Below are 24,145 nucleotides of genomic sequence, written 5' to 3'. Positions count from 1 at the left end.
GGTGGTGGGCACGCTTCGCTTTGCCCACCCTACGAGACTGTGAATCTTTTGTACCGCGCGTCAGACGAATGTGATTCTCTGGGCAGACTGATCTGCTGGAGAGGATGATGGCTGACGACGGACTTTTTGGTGAATTGCCGGAGCAGTCGGCACGAACCGAAGCGGTGCCGCAAGGCGCACCTCGGCTGCGCGAGCCTGTGCGCAATCAGGTCGAATTGCGAGCGGTCGATATCGACAGCCTGATCGGGCAGGATCATCCAGCGCGGGTGATCTGGGCTTATGTCGAAGGGCTGGACCTGAGCGAGCTGGAAGATCGCGTCAAGGCACGGGAAAACAGGCCGGGCCATCCGGCGCCATCGCCACGGTTGTTGCTGGCGCTTTGGCTGTACGCCGCGAGCGATGCCGTTGGCAGCGCGCGGGCGCTGGACCGGCTCTGCGACAGCCACGACGTCTACCGCTGGCTCTGCGGTGGCGTGTCGTTGAACCATCACGGGCTGTCGGACTTCCGGGTCGGCTGTGCCGACTTGCTCGACCGTTTGCTGGTTGAACATCTGGTGGCCCTGAACGAGGCAGGGCTGGTCGATCTGGAGAAGCTGACCCAGGACGGGGTGCGGATACGAGCGAATGCCGGGACCGGATCTTTCCGGCGGGAGGCGACGCTGGATCGGCAGATGGCGCAGGCCGAGGCCATTGTGGAAGAGCTCAAGCGCGAGGTCGATGCGGACCCGGAAGCCAGCAATCGGCGGATCCGGGCCGCCAAAGAGCGGGCGGCGCGCGAACGCAGCGAGCGGGTGCAAGCCGCGCAGGCCGCGCTGGCCGAGATCAAGCGCAAGCGAAAACAGCTCGACGACAAGGGCGGCAATGGCAAGAAGCCGAAGGAGCCTCGGGCCTCCACCACCGACCCGCAGGCCAGGGTGATGAAGATGGCCGATGCCGGCTTCCGTCCGGCCTATAATGTGCAGGTGGCTAGCGCGGCTGGCGAACTGATCGTGGTCGCGATCGATGTCGACAACAGCGGCTCAGATCGTGGCTTGATGCGCCCGATGCTGGAGCGAACGCGCGCTCGGCTGAAGCGCTTGCCACGCCGCTACCTCGCCGATGGCGGGTTCTGCACTGGCGACGACATCGAATGGGCGCATGGCGAGGGCATCGAGGTTTACTGTCCACCGCCCCAATCCAGGAGCGGTGTCGATCCCTTCTTACCCCGGAGCAGCGACGGTCCTGGCATAGCGGCCTGGCGTGCTCGCATGGCCAGCGAAGCCGGCAAGGCACAGTACCAGGCCCGTACCATCTGCGAATGCATCCATGCCCGCTGGCGCAACTGGGACCTCAGGCAACTGACCGTGCGCGGCATCGAGAAGGTCCGTGCCGTCGTGCTCTGGTACGCCCTCACCAACAACATCCTGCAAGGGCATCGTCTCGCAAAAGCATAGATAACCAACAGCCTGACGCCGCCGGCTTCCCCCATCAAGGGGCGATACCACCCCTTGATGCCGAAGCCGAAACAAAACGAATTGGCTCACAGGCTCTACGATATCTCTCTCCACATCGTCATTGCGAGCGCAGCGAAGCAATCCAGAGTCCCGCCGCGGAGGCGGTCTGGATTGCTTCGTCGCAAGGGCTCCTCGCAATGACGCCGGTGTAAACTAGCCCGCCTTCCTGTGCCGCGCCGTCGACCGGTGCGCCTTCTTCGGAGCGTGCCGCCGCCCCGTCGCGCGGCGCGCATGCGACTTCGCCGCCGTCTTCTTGCCGCCCTTCAGGCTCTGCTTCAGCGCGTCCATCAGGCTGACGACGTTGCTCGGCCGCTCCTCGGGCTCGGGCAGCTCGATCTTCTTGCCGCTGGCCTTGCGCTTCACCAGGGCCTTCAGCGCGTCCTCGTATTCGTCCTTGAACTTGCTGGGGTCGAAATGCGCCGCCTTGGTCTGCAGGATGTGGCCGGCGAGCTCGACCATGTCCTTGGTGATCTTCGGGCTCTTGATGTCGTCGAAGAACTGGTCCTCCTCGCGCAGCTCGTAAGGGAAGCGCAGCGTGGTGCCGAGCAGGCCCTTGCCGAGCGGCTCGATCGCCATGACGTGCTCGCGGTTGGTCAGAACGATCTTGGCGAGCGCGACGCGTTCCTGGTCCTTCATCGCGTCGCGGATCACCGCGAACGCATCGGCCGCCGCCTTGCCGTCGGGCGCGATGTAATAGGGATGGTTGAGAAAGCGCTGATCGATCTCCTCGCGCGGCACGAAGCTCTCGATGTCGATGGTATGGTTGCTCTCGATCTGGACCGCCTCGAGCTCCTCCGGCTCGATCTCGACGTACTTGCCCTTGCGCAGCTCGTAACCGCGGCCCTTCTGGTCGCTCTCGACGACGTCACCGGTCTCGGAATCGATCATCTGCTGCTTGAGCCGGTTCCCGGTCTCGCGGTTGATCAGGTGAAAGCGCGTCTTCTCGGCCGCGGTGGTCGCCGGATAAAGCACGACCGGGCAACTGACCAGCGACAGCTTCAACGTTCCCTTCCAATAGGCGCGCGGGGCCATTCCATTCTCCAGCGTTTTCAAGGCGTTTTGGAACCCCAACCGTCCCATCGGGTTTTGGTTCCGGGCGGGACTTTCGCCGTGATAGGCTTTGAGTGCCGAACGAGAAGCGGGACCGGTCGTGCTGCAAAAACTTTCCACTTACCGACAGAAGCGAGACTTCGAGAAAACGCCGGAGCCATCGGGCAAGTCCGCCGTGGCGCCATCGAAACAGCGGCGCTTCGTGATTCAAAAGCATGATGCGAGCCGGCTGCATTACGATCTCAGGCTCGAATTCGACGGCGTGTTCAAGTCCTGGGCGGTGACGAAGGGGCCCTCGCTCGATCCCCATGACAAGCGGCTCGCGGTCGAGGTCGAGGACCATCCGCTCGATTATGGCGATTTCGAAGGCACGATTCCGGAAGGCCAATACGGCGGCGGCACCGTGATGCTGTGGGACCGCGGCACCTGGGACTCGGACGATCCGGAAGCCGGCTTCAAGAAGGGCGATCTGAAGTTCACGCTCCACGGCGACAAGCTGCAGGGAAGCTGGGTCCTGGTGCGCATGCGCAACCGCGGCGGCGAGAAGCGGACCAACTGGCTGCTGATCAAGCATCGCGACGAAGATGCTCGCGAAGGTGCGGACAACGATATTCTCGAGCAGGACAAGTCCGTCGCCTCCGGCCGCACCATGGAGCAGATCGCCGCGGGCAAGGGCCGCGCGCCGAAGCCGTTCATGCTGGCCAAGGGCACCAAGGGCAAGGCCGACGCAGTCTGGCAGTCCAACCGTGCCGAGGAGACGAAAGGGCGCACGGTGAAGCCGGCGCCGCGCACCGCGTTGAAGGCCGGCAAAGCGGCGAAGACAAGTGCCACGACCGCGACGAGCGCCAAGAAGGTGTCGGAGATGCCGGATTTCGTTGCGCCGCAGCTCTGCACGCTGGTCGAGCGGCCGCCCGGAGACGAGGGCTGGTGCCACGAGATCAAGTTCGACGGCTATCGCGTTCAGCTCCGGGTCGAAGACGGCGAGGCGACGCTGAAGACCCGCAAGGGTCTCGACTGGACGAGCAAGTTCGCCTCCTTCGCCGAGGAGGCGGCCGCGCTGCCGGACGTGATGATCGACGGCGAGATCGTCGCGCTCGACCATAACGGTGCGCCGAACTTCTCCTCGCTGCAAGCGGCCCTGTCCGACGGCAAGACCGACGACCTGATCTTCTTCGCTTTCGATCTGCTCTTCGCAGGAAGCGAGGATTACCGCCGCCTGCCGCTCAGCGAACGCAAGGCCCGCCTGAAGCAGCTGCTGGGCCAGCGCAAGCGGAAATCGACCCAGCTCCGCTATGTCGAACATTTCGAGAGCGGCGGCGATGCCGTGCTGCAATCGGCCTGCAAGCTCGAGCTCGAAGGCGTGGTGTCGAAGAAGCTGAACGCGCCCTATCGCTCGGGGCGCACCGAGAGCTGGGTCAAGTCGAAATGCCGCGCCGGCCATGAGGTGGTGATCGGCGGCTACAAGACCACCAACGGCAAATTCCGCTCGCTGATGGCAGGCGTGCAGCGCGGCGATCATCTCGCCTTCGTCGGCATGGTCGGCACCGGCTTTGGCGCGGACAAGGTCAAGCGCCTCATGCCGTCTCTCAAGGCCATGGAGGTCAAGGAGAGCCCATTCGGCGGCAAGAACGCGCCGAAGAAGACGCGGGACGTGCACTGGCTGAAGCCGGAGCTCGTCGCCGAAATCGAGTTCGCAGGCTTCACGGCCGACGGCAATATTCGCCAGGCGGCGTTCAAGGGGTTGCGGCAGGACAAGCCGGCCGAGGAAGTCCAGGCCGAGACGCCCGTCGATACCGAGCTCGCCGAGCCCCGGGCCAGGAAGGCGGCGCGCACGAAGGCGGGCGGACGAGCGAAGCAGACCGCTCAAAATGCCGAGGTCATGGGCGTCGTCATCTCCAAGCCGGACAAGGAGCTCTGGCCCGACGACGGCGATGGTGGCGCCGTCACCAAGCTGGACCTTGCCCGCTATCTCGAAGCCGTCGGCGAATGGATGATCGCGCATCTCAAGGGCCGGCCATGCTCGCTGATCCGTGCGCCCGACGGCATCAAGGGCGAATGCTTCTTCCAGCGCCATGCGATGCAGGGAACGTCGAACCTTCTGGAGCTCGCGCGGGTCTCCGGCGACCGCAAGCCCTATCTTCAGATCGACCGGATCGAAGGGCTCGCCGCGGTGGCGCAGATCGGCGGCGTCGAGCTGCATCCCTGGAACTGCGCGCCCTATGCCTACGACACCCCGGGCCGGCTGGTGTTCGACCTCGATCCCGCGCCCGACGTCGACTTCGCCGACGTCGTCGAGGCGGCCAAGGAGATGCGGCAGCGGCTCGCCGACATCGGCATGGACAGCTTCTGCAAGACCACGGGCGGCAAGGGCCTGCACGTCGTGGTGCCACTGCTTCATGGCGCGCGCGACAAGGTGAGCTGGAAGGAGGCCAAGGCCTTTGCGCAAGGCGTCTGCCAGTGGATGGCGGACGATGATCCCGAACGCTATCTGCTCAACATGTCGAAGAAGCTGCGCAAGGGAAAGATCTTCCTGGATTATCTGCGCAACGACCGCATGTCGACGGCGGTGGCCCCGTTGTCGCCGCGAGCCCGCGCCGGGGCCACGGTCTCGATGCCGCTGACCTGGGCGCAGGTGAAGAGCGATCTCGATCCCAAGCGATACACGCTACGCACCGTGCCGGCCCTGCTGGCGCGATCGAAGGCGTGGGAGGGTTATGACGATGCCGCCGCATCGATCAAGGCGGCGATGAAGAAGCTGGCAGGGAAGGTGAAGTAGGTCGTCGCTGTTGCGACGAAGGCGGGTGCCGTAGGGTGGGCAAAGCGAAGCGTGCCCACCACCTGCTTTCGTTCGAGCGATGAGGTGGGCACGGCGCGCCGCGCCTTTGCCCACCCTACCAAGTCTGCATCTAGATCCTACCCATCAGCAGAAGGATCAGCAGAATGACGATGACAAGCCCGAGGCCGCCGCCGCCGTAATAGCCGGTGCCGTAGAACGGCCCGCCGCCGATGCCGCTGAAGCCGCCGAGCAGGGCGATGATCAAAATGATCAGAATGATCGTGCCGATTGACATGCGAATCTCCTCCAGCCCTTTGTTCAAAGGGTCGTTGCAACCTGTCCCGTTGTGCGGGGGCAACTTGCCGCAGGTTGTAAAGTTCCGGCTTTGAAACACGGACGGGGGATCAACTTGCATGGAACCTTTGTTGGTCGACCTGACATGATTATGTGGAGTTAGTCAGAAGAGGCAGGACCATGTCAGCACCGCTTGTCGTCTCAATTCCGCATCGTCTCGGCCGAGAAGAGGCCGTGCGCCGGCTGAAGACTGGGCTTGGCCGCGCCGCAGCAAGCATTCCCGTGATGCAGGTCGAGGAGGAACGCTGGAGCGGCGACACTATGGCCTTCCGCATCCGCGCGCTCGGCCAGGTCGCGACCGGACAGGTCGATGTTGGCGACGATCAGGTCCGGGTCGAGGTGGTGCTGCCCTGGCTGTTGCAGCGCTTTGCCGAGATGGCGCAGGCGACGATCAGGAAGCGCGGCCAATTGCTGCTGACCAAAGACGGGGGGAAGTGACCTCAGGCGCGCACGCGTTGTCGCGGCGCTCCGACGGCATTCGCGGTTCGGGCCGCGATGACCGAGGCAGGATAGTCGCGAAAGGCCTGCGCGAGCGGCAAGTCGTTGCCCGCAAGGCCCGGCACGGTATAGCCCGTGATGTCGATGGTGGCGTCGATACCTTCCGGTGCGGGCCATGCCCGGCCCGCTTGGGTGAACGGGGCGAAATGACGCCCAGCCACGACGATCGCGGCGGCGCGGCCATGACGGCGCGCGAAGGCGACGACATGGTCGGCATGGGCGCCTCGTACCTCCAGCGGCTGGTAGTCGCCCTGCGCGAAGACGTCGCCCAGCTCGTTGCGCAGCTTGAGCAGATGCCGCGTCCAGGCCAGCTTGAGCTTGCCGTCCGGCCAGTTCTCGATGAGGCCGCTCCAATCCGGCGCTTCCAATGATGTCAGCGCCGCATGGCGCGCGGCGAAATCGACCGGACGGCGGTTGTCGGGATCGACCAGCGACAGGTCCCAGAATTCGGTGCCTTGATAGAAGTCCGGCACGCCCGGCAGCGTCGCCTTGAGCGTGAGCTGGCTCAGCGAGTTCAACGTGCCGAGCAGCGCGATGCGGCGAGCCAGCGTCTGCAACGCCTGAAGGAATTCCACGGACCGGTCGGCGTCGAGGATCTTGGCGATGAAGTCGCGGATGCCGTCCTCATAGGCTTCATGCGGGTTGAGCCAGCTCGTCTCCTCCTTGCCCTCGCGCGCAGCCTTGAGGGCATAGGCCTGGATGCGCTCGACAAAGGCGGCATCGGCCGGCGCCTCAATCGGCCAGACGCCGAGCAGGGTCTGGTAGAGCATGTATTCGAACGTTGCCGACGGCGCGCGGAAATTGCCGTGGAGCGTGAGATGCGGTGCGTTCAGCACCTTCCAGCGCGCCACCGCGCTGGTCCATTCACCGGGAATCTCGCTAAGCGCCGCGATGCGCGTGCGCGCATCCTCGCCGCGCTTGGTGTCGTGGGTGGCGGTTGCCGTCATGCCTTGCGGCCATTCCCTGGCGCGAGCCTGCATGGCTTGATGGAACGCGGGAATGCTGAGGCCGGTGCTTGAGGGATCGCCGCCGACCTCGTTCAGCGCGAGCAGCCGGTGGAATTGATAGAACGCGGTGTCCTCCAGCGACTTCGCCATCATCGGCCCGGTGAATTGCTGCACCTTGAGCGCAAAGCGGCGCACGCGCGGGGCGCTGTGCGGCGGACGGCCAGGCTTGAGCAGGTCCATGGTCAAGGCATCGCGCAGGAAGTCGAAAATGCCGTCGTCGGCGGCGAACCAGTCCCGGCGGGCGCGCGCGATGGTGTCGTCGATCAGCTTGCGGTCCGCTGCCGTCGGGCCGCTGTGCGTCAGATAGGTGCGATAGACCGGGAAATGCAGCACATAGAGCTCGAGCGCCTGCCGCAGGCTGTCGGCCGAGAAGTCCCGCGTCGAATAATGCCCGTTGGCGATGCGCGCGAGCAGGCGGGTCAGCACGGTGAATTCGCTGGTCAGCAACGTCTCGAGCACGCGCCGCTTGGCGTCCTTGACGTAAGGCACAAGCCGCGGCGGCCGGTTGCTGATCTGCCGCCAGGTCTCGTCCAGCGCCTCCAGCCCCCTGGGATCGATCAGCACGTGGGTGATGACATTCATCCACTCGTAGCCGGTGGTGCCCTGGACACCGGCGAAATGCGGCAGGCGCTCGTGCTCACACAGGATTTTTTCGATCACCGTATAGAACGGCTTTGTGTTGCCTTGGGCGGTGTTGCTTTGGGCGTCGCGCACCAGCCGGCGCAATCGCTGGCAATATTGGGCGGGGTCGCGCAGGCCGTCGATGTGATCCAGCCGGATTCCCTGCAATTTGCCGTCGGCAATGAGCTGCTTCACCAGCCGGTGCGTGGCGGCAAATGTGCTCGCGTCCTCGACGCGCAGGCCGGCGAGGCCGTTGACGTCGAAGAAGCGGCGATAATTGATGTCGCTGGAGGCAAGCCGCCAGTGCCCGAGCTTGTAGTGCTGGCGCTCCAGGAGATGATGCAGCGTCAGCGTCTGTGCCGGGCGGTCCTTGCCGGCGCGATAGGCGGCAAGGCCGCGCTTGATGATATCGGCGGCGCCTGCGATCTCCTTGAGCTCGGCCTTGAAGCCGGGAGCTTCCTTGCGATTGGGACGCCGCAGCCCCGTGTAACGGGTCGCGAGCGACAGCAGGCGCTTGCCGGGCTCCGTTTCCGCCGCGTCCGCCTCCTTGACGACCATCCGCAGCATCTCGCCATAGCGCTCCGGCGCGATGGGCAAGCGGTGCTCGAAATACCACGCCGCGAAGCTTCCTTCGTCCGGGTCGTAGCGCAGCTCGATGTCGCCGCGCTCCAGCGCCTCGCCGTAGGACGAGCCGAGGATCGGCAGCAGCACGCCGCCGCGGGCGCGGTAGGCCAGCTGGTCCCAGTCGATGTCGAAGGAGGCGGCGTGCGGCGAGGCCTGGCCCCATTCCAGCACGTCGAGCCACCAGGGATTGTCGGCAAAATGCACGCCGACATGGTTGGGGACGAAATCGATGATGAGCCCGAGATCGTGCTGCTGAAGCGCCTCGCTCAGCCGCGCAAAGCCGGCTTCGCCGCCGAGCTCGGGATTGAACTGGCCGTGGTCGACGGTGTCGTAGCCATGGGTCGAGCCCTTGCGGGCCTTCATCACCGGTGAGGCGTAGAGATGCGTGATGCCAAGCGCCTTGAGGTAAGGAACGACGGCGGCAGCCTTGTCGAAGTCGAAATCTGCGGTGAGCTGGAGCCGGTAGGTCGCGAGCGGAATGGCGGGAGGCATCCTAACCTCCGAGGCGCCAGACCACCGACCAGGGCGGGAGCCGCTCGCCGGATCCGCCGCCCCAGATCGGCGTGCCCGCGCTGACGCTGGAGGTGATCTCGTGATCGGACAGATTGGCGACAAGGCGCAATGTCGAGCCATCGCCCATGCGCCAATGCGCGGTGAGGAGGCCGTTGTCGGCCGCCTCGGCATCACCGAAGCTTGCGCCTTTCAGCCGCGGCATGATCTGCTTGCGACGGACGCCGAGCAGCTCTCGCACCAGCCCAAGCCGCGCATCGTGTTGCGGCGTGCGGCCGGTCCAGTCGAGCACGGCCGATTGCAGCGTTGCCGGATCGAGCGGGTCGGGCACCTCGTCGCCGTATTTTTCGTAAGCCCAGGCATATTCCCGCTTGCGCCCCGTGCGCACGGCATCGGCGAGTCCGCCCTGGAAATCGCAGAAGAACGGGAAGGGGACCGTCGAGCCCCATTCCTCGCCCTGAAACATCATCGGCACCATCGGCGCGAGCAGGGTGACCGCGAGCGCGGCCTCGATCTGCTTTGGCGATGCCAGACTTTCCAGCCGCTCGCCGAGTGGACGATTGCCGATCTGGTCGTGGTTCTGCAGGAAATTGACGAAGGTTGCCGGCGGCAGCTGGCCGCTCGGCTCGCCGCGCGGCTTCTTGCCCCAGAACTCCGAGATCTCGCCCTGATAGACGAAGCCGGAGGCGAGCGCGCGCGCCAGGTCCATGCGCGGTGTCTGGTAGTCGCCATAGTAACCGACATGCTCGCCGGTCAGCATCACGTGCCAGACGTGATGATAGTCGTCGTTCCACTGCCCGCGATATTTGCCGTTCGGCGGGTCCTGCGCAGCGTCGAGCAGGCTGGCGCGATTGTCGCCGTTCTCCAGCACGAGGTGGATGTGGCGTCCCGTAGCCTTGGCGAGCTCGCCGGCGGCAACGCTGAGGTCCTGCAGCATGGACTGCTCGCCCGGGACAGCCATGATGTGATTGGCGGCGTCCAGCCTGAGGCCGTCGAAGCGGTAGTCGCCGAGCCAGGACAGCGCGTTCTCGACGGCGAAGGCGCGCACCTGCGGCACGCGATAATCGATCGCACTGCCCCACGGCGTGTGCGCATCGGTGAAGAAGGTCGGCGCGTAACGGCCGAGATAGTTTCCTTCCGGGCCGAAATGATTGTAGACGACGTCGAGGAACACCATCAGCCCGCGCAGATGCGCCTCGTCGATCAGCGTCTTCAGGTCTTCGGGCCGGCCATAGGCACTGTCCGGCGCGTACCACAGCACGCCGTCATAGCCCCAGCCGCGGCGTCCTGCGAAATCGGCGAGCGGCATCAATTCCAGCGCCGTGATGCCGGTCGCGGCGAGATGATCGAGCTTGTCGATCATGGCGCGATAGGTGCCTTCCGGCGTGAAGGTGCCGACATGGGTCTCGACCAGCACCGTCTCTTCCCAGGGACGGCCGCGCCAATCGCGCGCGCGCCAGGCGAAGTTATCGTGATCGATCACCTCGCTCGGGCCGAACACGTCCTCGGGCTGGAAGGCCGAAGCGGGATCCGGCACGTCGATCTCGTCGTCGATTCTGAACTTGTATTTGCTGCCGGCGGTGAGGCCGGCGATCTCGGTGACGTACCAGCCGTCCTGCCGGCGCTGCATCGCGTGCCTGCGGTCGAGCAGGAGATCGACGCGGCGCGCGGCCGGCGCCCACAGCCGGAACGACACGCCGTCCTTGGTCGGCCTCGCCCCGAAGGATGGCCTCATAGCGCGCCTGCGAAGGCAAGCACGGATCGCGGCGGCGCCTTGCTGTCGCTCCCGGGCAGGAAGTCGATCGTATTCAGCTTGGCATCGGTCGTGTTCAGGAGCTGCTGCCAGCTCTTGTATTCGGTCATTTTGGGCAATTTGAATGCGATCTCTTCGGGAGCGGCGTTCAGTACGATAAAGATCGCGGCCCCACCCGGTTCCATCGGGCCCATCACATAGGAGAGAAACCGCCCATCCGGGAATGTCCAGTCGCTCTCCGTCATCTCGTCGCCGGCCGGCGTCAGCCACAACGCGCCGTAGGAGACGCCGTCCTTGGGCCGGCCGTCGAGCCAGCGATGGCTGCGCAGCTGCGAGAAACGGCGACGGATGTCGGCGAGCTGGGCGACGAAGTCGATCATGTCGTCGCCGTCCTTGCCGAGATTGTCCCAGCCGACCCAGCCGACCTCGTTGTCCTGGCAATAGGCGTTGTTGTTGCCGGATTGCGAGTTGCCGACCTCGTCGCCGGCGAGGATCAGCGGAACGCCCTGGGCCAGCATCAGGCAGGCCAGCACGTTCTTGCGCAGCTGACGGCGCAGGCTGATGATATCAGGATCGTCGGTCGGCCCCTCGACGCCGCAATTGTTGCTGTGATTGTCGTTGGAGCCGTCGCGATTGTCCTCGCCGTTGACCTCGTTGTGCTTCTCGTTGTAGCTGAAGAGATCGGCGAGCGTGAAGCCGTCGTGGACGGTGATGTGGTTGATGCTGGCGCGCGGCCGCCGCCCGTCGTGATTGAACAGGTCGGACGACGCGGTCATGCGGCTGGAGATGTCGCCGATCAGGCTGCCTTCGCCGCTCCAGTAGCGGCGCATGGCGCTGCGATAGCGATCGTTCCATTCCGACCATTGCGAGGGGAAGGCGCCGACCTGGTAGCCGCCGAGGCCGAGGTCCCATGGCTCGGCGACGAGCTTGACGGTCGCCAGCACCGGATCCTGTCGCACTGCGGTCAAGAACGAGCTGCCGCGATCAAAACCGTTCGGCCCGCGTGCCAGCGTGGTGGCGAGGTCGAAGCGGAAGCCGTCGACGTGGCAGACCTCGACCCAGTAGCGCAAGGAATCCATCACCATCTGCAGCACGCGCGGATGGGTGAGGTTCACCGAGGAGCCGCAGCCGGTGAAGTCGTCGTAATAGCGCGGGTTCTCGCGGTTCAGCCAATAATAGGAGGCGTTGTCGATGCCGCGATAGCACAGCGTCGGACCGAGATGATTTCCCTCGGCGGTGTGGTTGTAGACCACGTCGAGCATGACCTCGATGCCGGCATCGTGCAGCCGCGCCACCGTGGTGCGGAAGGAATCGAGCGCATTGTCCTGGGCGTAGCGCGGCTCCGGCGCGAAGAAGGACAGCGTGTTGTAGCCCCAGTAATTGGCGAGCTTCTTTTCCACGAGGATGCGGTCGTCGACGAAGCTGTGCACCGGCAGCAGCTCGACCGTGGTGACGCCGAGCTTCCTAAGGTGCTCGATCATCGCGGGCGAGGACAGTCCGCCATAGGTACCGCGCAGGTTCGGCGGCACGTCGTCGCGCTTCTGGGTCAGGCCCTTGACGTGGGCCTCGTAGATGATGGTGTCTTCCCAGGGAATGTTCGGCCGGATCTCGCGGCGGCCCCAGTTGAAGGTCTCGTCGACCACGACGGCCTTGGGCATGCCGCGCGCGTTGTCGCGCCGGTCGAACGACAGGTCCTCGCGCGGGCTTCCGGTGCGATAGGCGAAATGCGCATCGCTCCAGACCAGGCGCCCGGCGAGCCGCTTGGCGTAGGGGTCGAGCAGCAGCTTGTTGGCATTGAAGCGATGGCCGTGCTCGGGCTCGTAGGGGCCGTGCACACGATAGCCGTAGAGCTGGCCCGGCGAGACGTCGTTGAGATAGCCGTGCCAGACGTCCTCGGTCTTCTCGGGCAGCTCGATGCGCTCGAGCTCGCGGCGGCCTTGCGTGTCGAACAGGCAGAGCTCGACCTTCTGCGCGTTGGCGGAGAACAGCGCGAAATTGGTGCCGCGTCCGTCCCAGCTTGCGCCGAGCCGTGCGGGCGATCCGGCGGTCAGGCGCATCGATCAGCTTTCCGGAACGAGGAAGATCGCAGCGAGCGGCGGAATGGTGAGGCGGAGCTCGCCGCCCTCGGCCTGGACTTCGCCGATATTGCCGACATTGCTGCCGCCATAATGGGCGGAATCGGAGTTGAGCACTTCCTTCCACTTGCCGCCGAAGGGCACGCGAACGCGATAGTTCTGGTAGACGTTGGGCGAGAAGTTGACGATGACGATACACCGCGCGCTCTCGTCGAACCCCTTGCGCAGCCAGGCGAATACGTTGCGGTTGGCATCGTCCGTGATCAGCCATTCGAAGCCGGCCTGCTCGCAATCCATCTGGTGCAGCGCCGGCACCGCGCGGTAGAGCCGGTTGAGGTCGCGGATCAGGGCCTGGACGCCGGAATGGACCTTGTACTCGAGCAGGTGCCAGTCGAGCGACTGGTCGTGATTCCATTCGCGGCTCTGTGCGATCTCCGCGCCCATGAACAAGAGCTTCTTGCCGGGATGGCCGAACATGAAGCTGTAATAGGCGCGCAAATTGGCAAAGCGCTGCCACTCGTCGCCGGGCATGCGGCCGAGGATGGAGCGCTTGCCGTGCACGACCTCGTCATGCGACAGCGGCAGGATGAAGTTCTCCGAGAACGCATAGTGCAGGCCGAACAGGATCTCGCCGTGATGATGCTTGCGATGGATCGGATCCTTGCTGATGTAGTTCAGCGTGTCGTGCATCCAGCCCATGTTCCATTTGTAGCCGAAGCCGAGCCCGCCGAACTCGACAGGGCGCGAGACCTGGGGCCAGGCGGTGGATTCCTCCGCGGCCGTGGTCGCCTGCGGGAAGCGGGCGAACATCTCCGTGTTGAAGCGGCGCAGGAAGTTGATCGCCTCGATGTTCTCCCGCCCGCCATACTGGTTCGGGATCCACGCGCCGGGCGGCCGGCTGTAGTCGAGATAGAGCATGGACGCGACCGCATCGACGCGCAGGCCGTCGATGGCATAACGCTCCATCCAGAACAGCGCGTTCGACACCAGGAAGTTCGTCACTTCGGTGCGGCCGTAATTGTAGATCAGCGTGCCCCAGTCGAGGTGGCGGCCCTGCAGCGGGTTGGCGTGCTCGTAGAGCGCGGTGCCGTCGAAATGGCCGAGCCCGTGCGGGTCGTCCGGGAAGTGACCCGGCACCCAGTCGAGCAGCACGCCGATGCCTTCGCGGTGGCAGGCATCGATCAGCGCCGCAAAATCCTCGGGGCTGCCGAAACGGCTGGTCGGCGCATAGAGGCCGGTCGGCTGATAGCCCCATGAGCCGTCGAACGGGTGCTCGCTCACGGGCAGGAATTCGAGATGGGTGAAGCCCATGTCGCGCGCATAGGCCGGCAGCTGCTCGGCAAGCTCGCGATAGGTCAGCCATTCATTGTTGCCTTTGCGCCGCCACGAGCCGAGATGAACCTCGTAGATCGACATCGGCGCCGACATTGCATTGATGCCTTCGGGCGCCGGGCGCGGCCGCGGCAGATGCGCCTCGTCGAACACGATCGACGCTGTCTTCGGCCGCAACTCGCTGGCGAATGCCATCGGATCGGATTTCAGCGGCAGCAGATGACCATGCGGTCCGACGATCTCGAACTTGTAGTGATCGCCTGCCTTCGCATGCGGGATGAACAATTCCCAATAGCCGTTGCCGCGCACCCGCATCGGATGGCGCCGACCGTCCCAGAAGTTGAAGTCGCCGACCACGGAGACGCGCCGCGCATTCGGCGCCAGCACGACGAAGCCGATGCCGTCGACGCCCTCGAGCCGCAAGGGGTGCGCGCCGAGCTTGTCGTAGAGGCGCTGATGGGTGCCTTCGCCGAGCAGGTAGAGGTCGAAATCGGTCAGGATCGGTGGAAAGCGGTAGGCATCCTCGAACTCGACGACGTTGCTGCCGAACTTGGCGCGCAGCTGGTAGTGCTTCGAGCCGTTGGGCAGGGCGCCGATGAACAGGCCGGAATCGTGGACGCGGTCGAGCGGCGCGACCTCGCCATGGTCGCCGACCGCCTCGACATTGGTGGCCTCGGGCAGGAATGCGCGGACCACGCTTTTGCCGCCCTCGGGATGCAGCCCGAGATAGTGGAAGGGGTCGGAGTGGCGGCCCTCGATGATCGCGTAGGCTTCGGCAGGCAGTTTAGGCATGGGCTTCGCTCTCGGCACTGGACAGAATGCGAAGCAGTCCGGTCAGCGGCGCATGGAGCCCCTCAGGCCGGTGGGACAGCTCGTACTCTACGTCGTGGAACGCTCGATCTAGCAGGAAAAATTTCAACAGGCCTTCCGCGCTGGACCGATCCTCCGGCCACAGCCTCCGGTCGGTCATGGCTTCGCGGTAGGCGGACAGGAAGGTCGCGGTGGCGCGCTCGCGCCATTCGTCGAGCGCGGCCGCGAGCCGGTCCTGCTCGTCGGAGGCGCCCGTGAGCGCGCGGCCTAGCGCCGCGTTCACGGAAAGGTTGATGGAATGGATCAGGCCGGCGACGTCGCGGGCGGCCGGCGCCTTGCGGCGCTTGTTGGCCAGCGGCACACGCGGATCGCCGTCGAAGTCGATGATGAAGATATCGTCCTTCACGATCAGAGTTTGCCCGAGCCGGAAGTCGCCATGATGACGGATGTTCAACCCGCCGATGTCCGATGGCAAGAGCGCATTCAGGCCGTCGAACAGGCTACGGCGTGCGGCGACGAGCCGGTCGATCAGGGGCCGGTCCGCCTCCCGCAGCCCGTCGCGGCTGTCGGCCAGCCGCTCGAGAACCCGCTCGGCACGCGCCTTGAGGTCGGAGAGCCAGGTCCTGATCTGGGCCGGCTCGATCGGCACGGGCGCGAGATCGTCGGGCTTTGCCGCGGCGAGCGCGACGTGCAGTTCGGCGAGCCGCCGGCCGATCTGCGCGATGAAATGCAGATACGGCGCCTGCTCCTGGGTTTCGCGCGGCATCTCATCGGCCGGCGCCAGGCGCTGCTCGTCGACATAGCGATCGAGATACCCAGTCGTCACGGTCCAGCCGTCGCCCTGGTTTTCGACATAGGCGTGGAGCACGCCGAGCGCGCTGCGCTGGTTATTGTCGACAAGCTCGACGCTGCCGAGCAGCGCCGGCGTGTTGGCGAAGCGAGCGACCTCGGTGAGATAGCGGCCGATCTCGATCTCGGGGCTGACGCCGCTTTCGAGCCGGCGATAGATCTTGGCGACGTACTTGTTGTCGACCAGCGCGGTGCTGTTCGATTGCTCGATGGCGCGGATGCGTTCGGGCTCCTTGATGGTGTAGTCGGCGAACCGGCTGGTCGCCTTGAACTCCAGCCGCAGATTGTTCTCCTCCACCACCAGGTTTTGCGACAGGCCCCGCAGGAACAGGCCGATGAAGATCTGCTCGGTCGCGACGTCGAGCAGCGTGCCCTCTCGCGCACCCTGGCGCACGGCGGCGAGCGCCTTCGGGTTGAAGCGTTCGCGGTCGAAGCGCACCCACTCGATCTGCATCGGCATCACGTAGCGCGTGGTGACGTCGTTCCGCGTCGTCTCGAAGAACGCGATCCAGGGTCTGTTGTCGCCGATGTCGCTGAACGGCACCGCTGAGGTGAGCGTGGCCTTGATCTGCTTGGGATTGTGCTCCGGATACCAGCGCGTCCGCGACAGGAAACCCGGCAGCACGTCGCGCTCGAACACCCCGCGCTCGCGGGCGAGCGAGACCCAGTTCGAATTCACCGGCACCACCAGCGTCTCGAATTCCGGCACTGCGCGCGGAATCACCGGCTCCGACTTGTCGCGCTCCTGAAGCTGGAACCAGTAGAAGCCGTAGGGCCCCAGCGTGATCATGTAGGGCAATTCGCCGATCGCGGGAAAGCGCGTGCGGCCGAGCATTTCCTGTGGAATGCGGTCCTTCCACGGCGACAGGTCGAGCTCGGTGGCCTGCGCGGCGCGCGACAGATTGGCGACGCAGAGGATCACCTCGTCGCGGTATTGCCGGACATAGGCCAGCACGGCGCGATTGGCCGGGCGGATGAAGGTCATGGTGCCGCGTCCGAAGGCGAGCGTCGACTTGCGCACCGAGATCAGCCGCTTGGTGGCGCTGAGCAGCGAGGACAGGCTGCGCGATTGCGCCTCGACGTTCACGGATTCATAGCCGTAGACCGGGTCCATGATCAGCGGCGCGTAGAGCCGGGCCGGGTCGCAGCGCGAGAAGCCGCCGTTGCGGTCCGGGCTCCACTGCATCGGCGTGCGCACGCCGTTGCGATCGCCGAGATAGATGTTGTCGCCCATTCCGATCTCGTCGCCGTAATAGATGATCGGCGTGCCCGGGAACGACAGCAGCAGCGAGTTCATCAGCTCGATCTTGCGCCGGTCGTTGTCCATCAGCGGCGCAAGGCGGCGGCGGATGCCGACATTTATGCGCGCGCGGGGATCGTTGGCGTAGGTGGTCCAGAGATAGTCGCGCTCGACGTCGGTGACCATCTCCAGCGTGAGCTCGTCGTGATTGCGCAGGAACAGCGCCCATTGGCAGCTCGCGGGGATATCAGGCGTCTGGCGCAGGATGTCGGTGATCGGGAAGCGGTCCTCCTGGGCGATCGCCATGTAGATGCGCGGCATCAGCGGGAAGTGATAGGCCATGTGGCATTCGTCGCCACGGCCGAAATATTCCTGCACGTCCTCCGGCCATTGATTGGCCTCGGCCAGCAGCAGCTTGCCCTTGGAATATGCGTCCAGCTCCTGGCGCAGCCGCTTGATGATCGCATGGGTCTCGGGCAGGTTCTCGTTCGAGGTGCCCTCGCGCTCGCACAGATAGGGAATGGCATCGAGCCGGAAGCCGTCGACACCGGCATCGAGCCAGCGCTTCATCACCTGGATGATGGCGCTGACCACGCGCGGATTGTCGAAATTGAGGTCCGGCTGGTGCGAGAAGAAGCGGTGCCAGTAGAACGCGCCGGCCTCGGGATCCCAGGTCCAGTTCGACTTCTCGGTGTCGGTGAAGATGATGCGCGTGCCCTGGTACTTCTGGTCGGTGTCGCTCCAGACATACCAGTTGCGGGCGCTGGAGCCCGGATGGCTGCGGCGCGCACGCTTGAACCATTTGTGCTGGTCCGAGGTGTGGTTGACGACGAGCTCGGTGATGACGCGCAGGCCGCGCTTCTGTGCCTCCTGGATGAAGCGCTTGAAGTCCTTCATTGTCCCGAAATCGGGATTGACCGCGCCGTAATCGCCGATGTCATAGCCGTCGTCGCGGCCGGGCGAGGGATAGAACGGCAGCAGCCACAGCGCCGTGACGCCGAGCTCCTGCAGATAGGGCAGCCGCTCGGTCAGCCCGGCGAAGTCGCCGATGCCGTCATTGTTGCTGTCGGCGAAGGCCTTGACGTGGAGCTGGTAGATGATGGCGTCCTTGTACCAGAGCTCATCCACGACCTCGGCAGCCTCAACCTTCTTGGTATCGACGGAAGACAGAACATTCATGGCGTGACCCCTTACGCCAGGCAGCGGAACAGAAGTGCCGGATCGCGGTCGGGATCGATACGCAACTTGATGCCGCCCCATTCGATGCGGGATTGTTCGCCGGTGAGCAGGTTTTCGAGTGTCGTCACATGGTGACGCCGTCCGCCGACGTCAACGGTGAGATCACCGAGCGGCAGCCAGCATTCACGGACATGGCGCGCCACCGCGATCACGACGACGACAATGTTGGCCGGATCGGCCGACTCCTTGGCGAAGGCGATCGTCTCGCCGTCCTCGATGGCGATAAAGCGCAAATTCGCGGTCTGCTGAAGCGCCGCGTTGTCGTTGCGGATGCGGTTGAGCGCCGCGATGTAGGGTTTGATGTTGCCGGATTTGTCCCAGTCGCGCTGCCTGATCTGGTACTTCTCGGAATCCAGATATTCTTCGCGGCCGGGAATGGCGTCATGCTCCAGCAGCTCGAATCCGCTGTAGATGCCGTAATTGCCTGACAGCGTGGCCGCCAGCGCGACGCGCGACTTGAAGGCCCAGGCCTCTCCGCTCTGGAGGTGAAAGGGCAACAGGTCAGGCGTGTTGACAAACATGTGCGGACGATAGAAATCGCGTTCGGGATAGCGCGTCAGCTCGCCGAGATATTGCTGTAGCTCCCACCTCTCTGTGCGCCAGGGAAAGTACGTGAAGGACTGCGCGAAGCCGAGCTTGGCGAGGCCCTTCATCAGCTTTGGCCGTGCATAGGTCTTGGAGAACAGGATCACGTCGGGATGACGGCGGCTTATGTCGCGGATCAGCCACTCCCAGAACGCAAGCGGCGCGGTGTCGTGATTGTCGATGGCGAAGATGGTCACGCCCTTGTCGATCCAGAACAGCATGGCATCGCGAAACGCGTTCCAAAGCCCGACGCGATCCACCGAATTGAAATCGGGGATGACGATGTCGGAATAGGGGCCGTCCGCCGCCTTCACCGAGCGGTCGGGCCGCCATTTGAACCATTCCGGATGCTGCGTCAGCCAGGGATGATCCGGCGAGCACTGCACCGCGAAGTCCAGCGCAAGCTCGATCCCATACTCGAGACACGTGGCGACCAGCGCGCGAAAATCCTCGATCGTGCCGAGCTCCGGATGCAGCGCGTCGTGGCCGCCCTCGACCGAGCCGATCGCATAGGGCGAGCCGGGATCGCCTTCACCGGCCACCGGCGCGTTGTTGCGGCCCTTGCGGCTCGTGTGGCCGATCGGGTGGATCGGCGTGAAGTAGAGCACGTCAAAGCCCATCGCGGCGATGTCGGGCACGCGCGCGATGCAGTCGCGCAGCGTGCCATGCCGGCCCGGCCATGCGCCCTGGCTGCGCGGCATCATCTGATACCAGGCGCTGAAGCGCGCCTTGTCGCGGTCCGCGGTCAGCGGAAAGAATGGCGAGCGCGTCAGGTCCGGCCGCGACTGGCTCTCGGCCATGGCTTCGCCGAGCTCGGTCGCGAGCAGCGAGGTGATGTCGCCGTTCCTCAAATAGTCCTCGCACTGCCTGATGATGATCGCTGCGGCGTCCTGCTGCGCGCCATGCGCCTTGGTCAAAAGGCCGGCGCCCTCGATCGCATCGAGGCTGACATCGGCCCCGGTGCGCCGTTTTCGCGTGACGGCGCGCGACCAGGTGGCGAACTCGTCGGTCCAGGCTTCGATCGCGTAGACATATTGGCCGGGCTCGGGGGGCGTGAACGCGCCGGACCAGCGGTCATCGCCGTGATGGGTCATCGGCTCGCTCCGCCATTCGCGCTCCTGCTCTCCTCGCCAGATCAGCGCGGCTGATATCACGGCCTCGCCATCGCGGTAGATGTCGGCCCAGACCTCGATCCGTTCGCCCGCGATCCGCTTCACGGCGAAGCGGCCGCCGTCGATCGCGGGATAAACGTCCTCGATCAGGAAAGCGCTGCCGGCCGCGGCACTTTCGACAGTTTGAATTGTCTTGTTCACGGTGATGCCATTGACAAGAAAGCAGGAGCCCGTTTCCCTTGTCGGGAACCCACGCTTGGTACCATTATAGAAAGCCGCTTGTGTGTCATTGGTTCCCTCGGGAACGGCAAGCGCAGTTTGCGAGTTACCCCTGACTAACCTCTTCCGCGATCTCGTTAAAATCGATGCCCCCGGCCAAACCATGGCCTGCAAGCTGCGTGCCGAATGGATCTTTTAGCTCAAGCCCGGATCAAGGGCGTTCAATCCGAATTCATCGATGCCCTCGGCAAGCTGCGGGTCACCGCGCCCGAGGCCCTCAAATCCATCCTCGACGCCCTGCCGGAGAAGCGGGTCTATCGCTTCGTCAGCGGGCCGGTCGTGGTGCGTGCCCTCGGACATCCGCGCACGGAATTGGCCTCGATCGGCGCCCCGCCGCTGCAATGGAAAATTTCCGGCAACGGCAATGTGATCGCGGCAGGCGAGACGCGCGAGCCCGTGATCGCCTGGCCCGCCGGCCTGGCGCTCGGGTATCACCGCCTGACGCTGACCGATGCCGAAGGTGCCAGCGAAGACGTGCCGATGATCGTGGCGCCCGAACGCTGCTTCGGCGGCGATTTCGATCGCGGCTGGCTGCTTGCCGTGCAGCTCTACAGCGTCCGCTCGGGCCGCAATTGGGGCATCGGCGATTTCACCGATCTCGCCGGCCTGGTCCGGCTCGCCAAGCAGCTCGGGGCCGACGGCGTCGGGCTCAATCCGCTGCATGTCCTGTTCGACGACCACCCGGCCGATTGCAGCCCCTATTCGCCGAACAGCCGGCTGTTCCTCAACCCGCTCTATATCGACGTCGAGGCGATACCTGAATTCTCGGCCGACCTCGTGCCCGACGCGGCCGCGACGGCCGCCCGCCTGCGCGAGGGCGATCGCGTCCCTTATGCCGACATGGCGGCGCTGAAATGGCTGGGCCTGCGCGCGGCCTTCGACAGCTTCGTCAGAAGCGCGAGCGGGGCGCGTCGCAAGGCGTTTGACGCCTTCCGTGCGGACCGCGCGCCGCTGTTGTCCCGTTTTGCCTGCTTCGAGGTGCTGCGGCATCGCTTCACCGGACCCTGGTGGGAATGGCCGCAAGAGTGGCAGCAGCCGGATGAGGCGAAATTCGCCGAGCTGCGCAACGGTCCCGACAGGCGCGAGGTCGAGTTCGTCGAATTCGTGCAATGGACGGCCGACAGCCAGCTGCATGCGGCCAAGGAGCTCGCCAGCCAGCTCGGCATGCGCGTCGGGCTCTATCTCGACGTTGCCGTCGGCGTGCAGTCCAACGGCTTCGATGCCTGGAACGAGCAGACGGCGATCTCGCGTCATCTCGCGGTCGGCGCGCCGCCCGACGTGCTCAACACCATCGGCCAGGATTGGGGCCTTGCCGGCTTCAACGCCGGTGGGCTGGAAGCGCAGTCCTTCGTCCCCTTCGCCGACATGCTCGCGGCCTCGATGCGTCATGCCGGCGCCATCAGGCTCGATCACGTGCTCGGCCTGAAACGGCTTTATCTCGTGCCGCGCGGCTTCAAGCCCGACAACGGCGCCTATGTGCAGATGCCGTTCGAGGCGCTATTGGCTGCCGTGGCGCGCGAGAGCGCGGCCCATAAATGCATCGTGATCGGCGAGGACCTCGGCACCGTGCCGGAAGGTTTCCGCGAAATGATGCAGGATTTCGGCATCTGGTCCTATCTCGTCATGATGTTCGAGCGCGACGATGCCGGACATTTCCGCAATGTCGACCATTACCGGCCCAATGCGCTGGTGACGCTGAACACGCATGACCTGTCGACCTATGCCGGCTGGCGCTCCTTCAGCGATCTCAGGATGAAGCGCTCGCTCGGGCTCGATCCCGGCGAGAACGACCAGGCGCGCTGGGATGCGCTCGGCAGGCTCGACGAGATTCTGGGCCAGAACGGCATCAACGCCAACGATGTGTACTCCGTGCTCGCGTTCCTCTCGCGCACGCCCTCGCGGCTGCTTGCGGTGTCGCTGGAGGATCTGCTGGGCGTGATCGACCAGCCCAACATCCCCGGCACGATCGACGAGCATCCGAACTGGCGGCAGCGCCTTCCGGTCGCGCTCGACGAGATCGCGTCCAAGATCGATCTCGCAGCCTTGAAGGCCGCGACACGGGAACGTTCATTGCCCGGCGGGAGTTGAACGGCCGGGCATTGCTAGGCTCGCACGACATTGTCTCAGAGGATCGAAGACTATGCGCTGATCGGCGATTGCGAGACCGCGGCGCTGGTCGGGCGCAACGGCTCGATCGACTGGCTGTGCTGGCCCGCCTTCGATTCCGACGCCTGCTTCGCCGCCATTCTCGGCACCCACAAGAACGGGCGCTGGCTGATCGCGCCATGCGAGGACGCGACCCGCATCTCGCGGCGCTATCACGATAATACCCTCATCCTCGAAACGCGATTCGAGACGAAGAGCGGCACGGTTGCGCTGATCGACTTCATGCCGCCGCGCGGCAAGGCGTCCGACATCGTGCGGCTGGTGCGCGGCCTCGGGGGCACCGTGAAGATGCGGATGGAGCTCGTGATCCGCTTTGGCTTCGGCGCCGACATTCCCTGGGTGCGGCGGATGGATCATTCGCTGCTGGCAATCTGCGGCCAGGACATGACGGTGCTGCGAACACCCGTCGACACCCGCGGCGAGGATCTGACGACGGTCGCCGAATTCGAGGTCGGCGCGGACCAGACCGTGCCCTTCGTGCTGACCTACGGCCCCTCGCATATCGAGCCGCCCGCGCCGATCGATCCCGAGGTCGCGCTCCAGGAGACCGAAACGTTCTGGCGCGATTGGTGCGGCCACTGCACCCGCGACGGCGACTACCAAGACCTCATCCTGCGCTCGCTGATCACGCTGAAGGCGCTGACCTTCGCTCCGACCGGCGGCATCGTCGCGGCACCCACCACGTCCTTGCCGGAAAAGCTCGGAGGCAGCAGGAACTGGGACTACCGCTTCTGCTGGCTGCGCGATGCCACCTTCACGCTGCTGGCGCTGATGAACTCGGGCTACACCGAGGAAGCCTCGGCCTGGCACAATTGGCTGCTGCGCGCGGCGGCCGGCTCGCCTTCGAACATGCAGATCATGTACGGCATCTGGGGCCAGCGGCGGCTCCTGGAATGGGAGGCGGCCTGGCTCGCCGGCTACGAGGGCGCGCAGCCGGTGCGGGTCGGCAATGCCGCCCACGCCCAGCTCCAGCTCGACGTCTATGGCGAGTTGATCGACGCCTTCCATCAATCGCGCATGGCCAAGCTCAAGCTCGACGACGAGAGTTGGGCGCTGGAATGCGCCGTGCTCAATCATCTCGCCGAGGTCTGGGACCAGCCCGATCACGGCATCTGGGAGCGGCGCGGCCAGCCCAGGCACTACGTGTTCTCCAAGGTGATGACCTGGGTCGCCTTCGACCGCGGCATCAAGAGCGCCGAGACCTTCGGCTTCAAGGCGCCGCTCCTGCACTGGCGCACCTTGCGCGATGCGATCCACCGCGACGTCTGCACCAGGGGCTTTGACGCGGAGGTGGGCGCCTTCGTCGAATCCTACGGCACGAAGCTGCTCGATGCCAGCGTGCTGCTGCTGCCGGCCGTCGGCTTCCTGCCGGCGTCGGACCCGCGCATCTGCGGCACCATCGCCGCCGTCGAGAGATGCCTGATGCGCGACGGTTTCGTGCTGCGGCACGATCCGCGCGAGCTGCCTCCGGGACAGCCGCCGCTCGAAGGCGCGTTCCTGGCCTGCAGCCTCTGGCTCGCCGATGCCTATGTGCTCTCGGGTGATCTCGACAAGGCGCAGGAATTGTTCGATCGCGTGGTCGGCGTCGCCAATGACGTCGGGCTGCTCGCCGAGGAATACGATTCCGTCGCCCGCCGCCAAACCGGCAATTTCCCGCAGGCGCTGACCCACATTGCGCTGGTCAACACGGCGCATAACCTCTCGGCTGCACGGCAGAAGAGCGAGAAGCCGGCGATGCAGCGGTCGAAGTAGTAGCAAGAGCCGTCAGGCTC

At 65.1% G+C, this 24,145-nt stretch carries 13 protein-coding genes; 5 read left to right on the top strand and 8 right to left on the bottom strand.

All coding sequences use genetic code 11. The annotated features are described in order from the left end of the window. The first annotated feature begins 104 nt into the window (after positions 1-104). Entirely contained in the window at positions 105-1,433 is a 1,329-nt protein-coding gene (locus ACNJYD_RS29675) for an IS1182 family transposase (RefSeq protein ID WP_212257604.1), read from the top strand. Positions 1,434-1,646: 213 nt separating this feature from the next. On the opposite strand, the gene ACNJYD_RS29670 is transcribed toward ACNJYD_RS29675, so the two are convergent. Then, on the bottom strand, positions 1,647-2,525 hold the full coding sequence (locus ACNJYD_RS29670; protein WP_212254492.1) for a non-homologous end joining protein Ku: 879 nt from the start codon (positions 2,523-2,525) through the stop codon (positions 1,647-1,649). Positions 2,526-2,643: 118 nt separating this feature from the next. Here ACNJYD_RS29670 and ligD point away from each other — a divergent pair, with 118 nt between their 5' ends. Continuing rightward, the gene (ligD, locus tag ACNJYD_RS29665; RefSeq protein WP_439364109.1) at positions 2,644-5,319 is read left to right on the top strand and encodes a DNA ligase D; all 2,676 of its coding nucleotides are present in this window, start codon (positions 2,644-2,646) and stop codon (positions 5,317-5,319) included. Between the two features lie 130 nt (positions 5,320-5,449). On the opposite strand, the gene ACNJYD_RS29660 is transcribed toward ligD, so the two are convergent. Beyond that, positions 5,450-5,614: a DUF3309 family protein gene (locus ACNJYD_RS29660; protein WP_008560028.1), complete on the bottom strand. Its 165-nt coding sequence runs from the start codon at positions 5,612-5,614 to the stop codon at positions 5,450-5,452. Between the two features lie 179 nt (positions 5,615-5,793). On the opposite strand from ACNJYD_RS29660, the gene ACNJYD_RS29655 reads away from it, so the two are divergent. Next, complete coding sequence (locus ACNJYD_RS29655; RefSeq protein ID WP_271499627.1) at positions 5,794-6,111, top strand: polyhydroxyalkanoic acid system family protein; 318 nt, start codon at positions 5,794-5,796, stop codon at positions 6,109-6,111. Positions 6,112-6,113: 2 nt separating this feature from the next. Here ACNJYD_RS29655 and treY read toward each other — a convergent pair whose 3' ends face one another. Genes treY through ACNJYD_RS29625 form a run of 6 tightly spaced genes read right to left on the bottom strand, consistent with a single transcriptional unit; the run spans position 6,114 to position 20,129 of the window. Beyond that, positions 6,114-8,915 carry a malto-oligosyltrehalose synthase gene (treY, locus tag ACNJYD_RS29650; protein ID WP_439364108.1) on the bottom strand — a complete coding sequence of 934 codons (2,802 nt, stop codon included), beginning with the start codon at positions 8,913-8,915 and terminating at the stop codon, positions 6,114-6,116. Between the two features lies 1 nt (position 8,916). Next, complete coding sequence (gene treZ / locus ACNJYD_RS29645; RefSeq protein ID WP_439364107.1) at positions 8,917-10,668, bottom strand: malto-oligosyltrehalose trehalohydrolase; 1,752 nt, start codon at positions 10,666-10,668, stop codon at positions 8,917-8,919. Continuing rightward, positions 10,665-12,743 carry a glycogen debranching protein GlgX gene (glgX, locus tag ACNJYD_RS29640; protein ID WP_439364106.1) on the bottom strand — a complete coding sequence of 693 codons (2,079 nt, stop codon included), beginning with the start codon at positions 12,741-12,743 and terminating at the stop codon, positions 10,665-10,667. The genes treZ and glgX overlap by 4 nt, the downstream gene beginning before the upstream one ends. Before the next feature lie 3 nt (positions 12,744-12,746). After that, complete coding sequence (glgB, locus tag ACNJYD_RS29635; protein ID WP_439364105.1) at positions 12,747-14,885, bottom strand: 1,4-alpha-glucan branching protein GlgB; 2,139 nt, start codon at positions 14,883-14,885, stop codon at positions 12,747-12,749. Continuing rightward, entirely contained in the window at positions 14,878-18,171 is a 3,294-nt protein-coding gene (gene treS / locus ACNJYD_RS29630) for a maltose alpha-D-glucosyltransferase (RefSeq protein ID WP_212254499.1), read from the bottom strand. Before treS ends, glgB begins: the two co-directional genes overlap by 8 nt. Before the next feature lie 11 nt (positions 18,172-18,182). Next, a complete protein-coding gene (locus ACNJYD_RS29625) occupies positions 18,183-20,129 on the bottom strand; it encodes a maltotransferase domain-containing protein (RefSeq protein ID WP_212254500.1) in 1,947 nt (648 codons plus the stop codon). Between the two features lie 204 nt (positions 20,130-20,333). Between ACNJYD_RS29625 and malQ the strand changes: the two genes are divergently transcribed. Both malQ and ACNJYD_RS29615 read left to right on the top strand, forming a co-directional pair. Continuing rightward, positions 20,334-22,295, top strand: a complete 1,962-nt coding sequence (gene malQ / locus ACNJYD_RS29620; RefSeq protein WP_212254501.1) for a 4-alpha-glucanotransferase — start codon at positions 20,334-20,336, stop codon at positions 22,293-22,295. A gap of 30 nt (positions 22,296-22,325) precedes the next feature. After that, positions 22,326-24,125 (top strand): glycoside hydrolase family 15 protein, encoded by a 1,800-nt coding sequence (locus ACNJYD_RS29615; protein ID WP_212254502.1) that lies wholly within the window; start codon positions 22,326-22,328, stop codon positions 24,123-24,125. Positions 24,126-24,145 lie beyond the last annotated feature (20 nt).

The sequence above is a fragment of the Bradyrhizobium sp. SPXBL-02 genome, from assembly GCF_051853065.1.
GTDB lineage: Bacteria > Pseudomonadota > Alphaproteobacteria > Rhizobiales > Xanthobacteraceae > Bradyrhizobium.
Note: the sequence above shows the minus strand (reverse complement) of the source record. Positions and strands in the feature narration are given on the sequence as shown.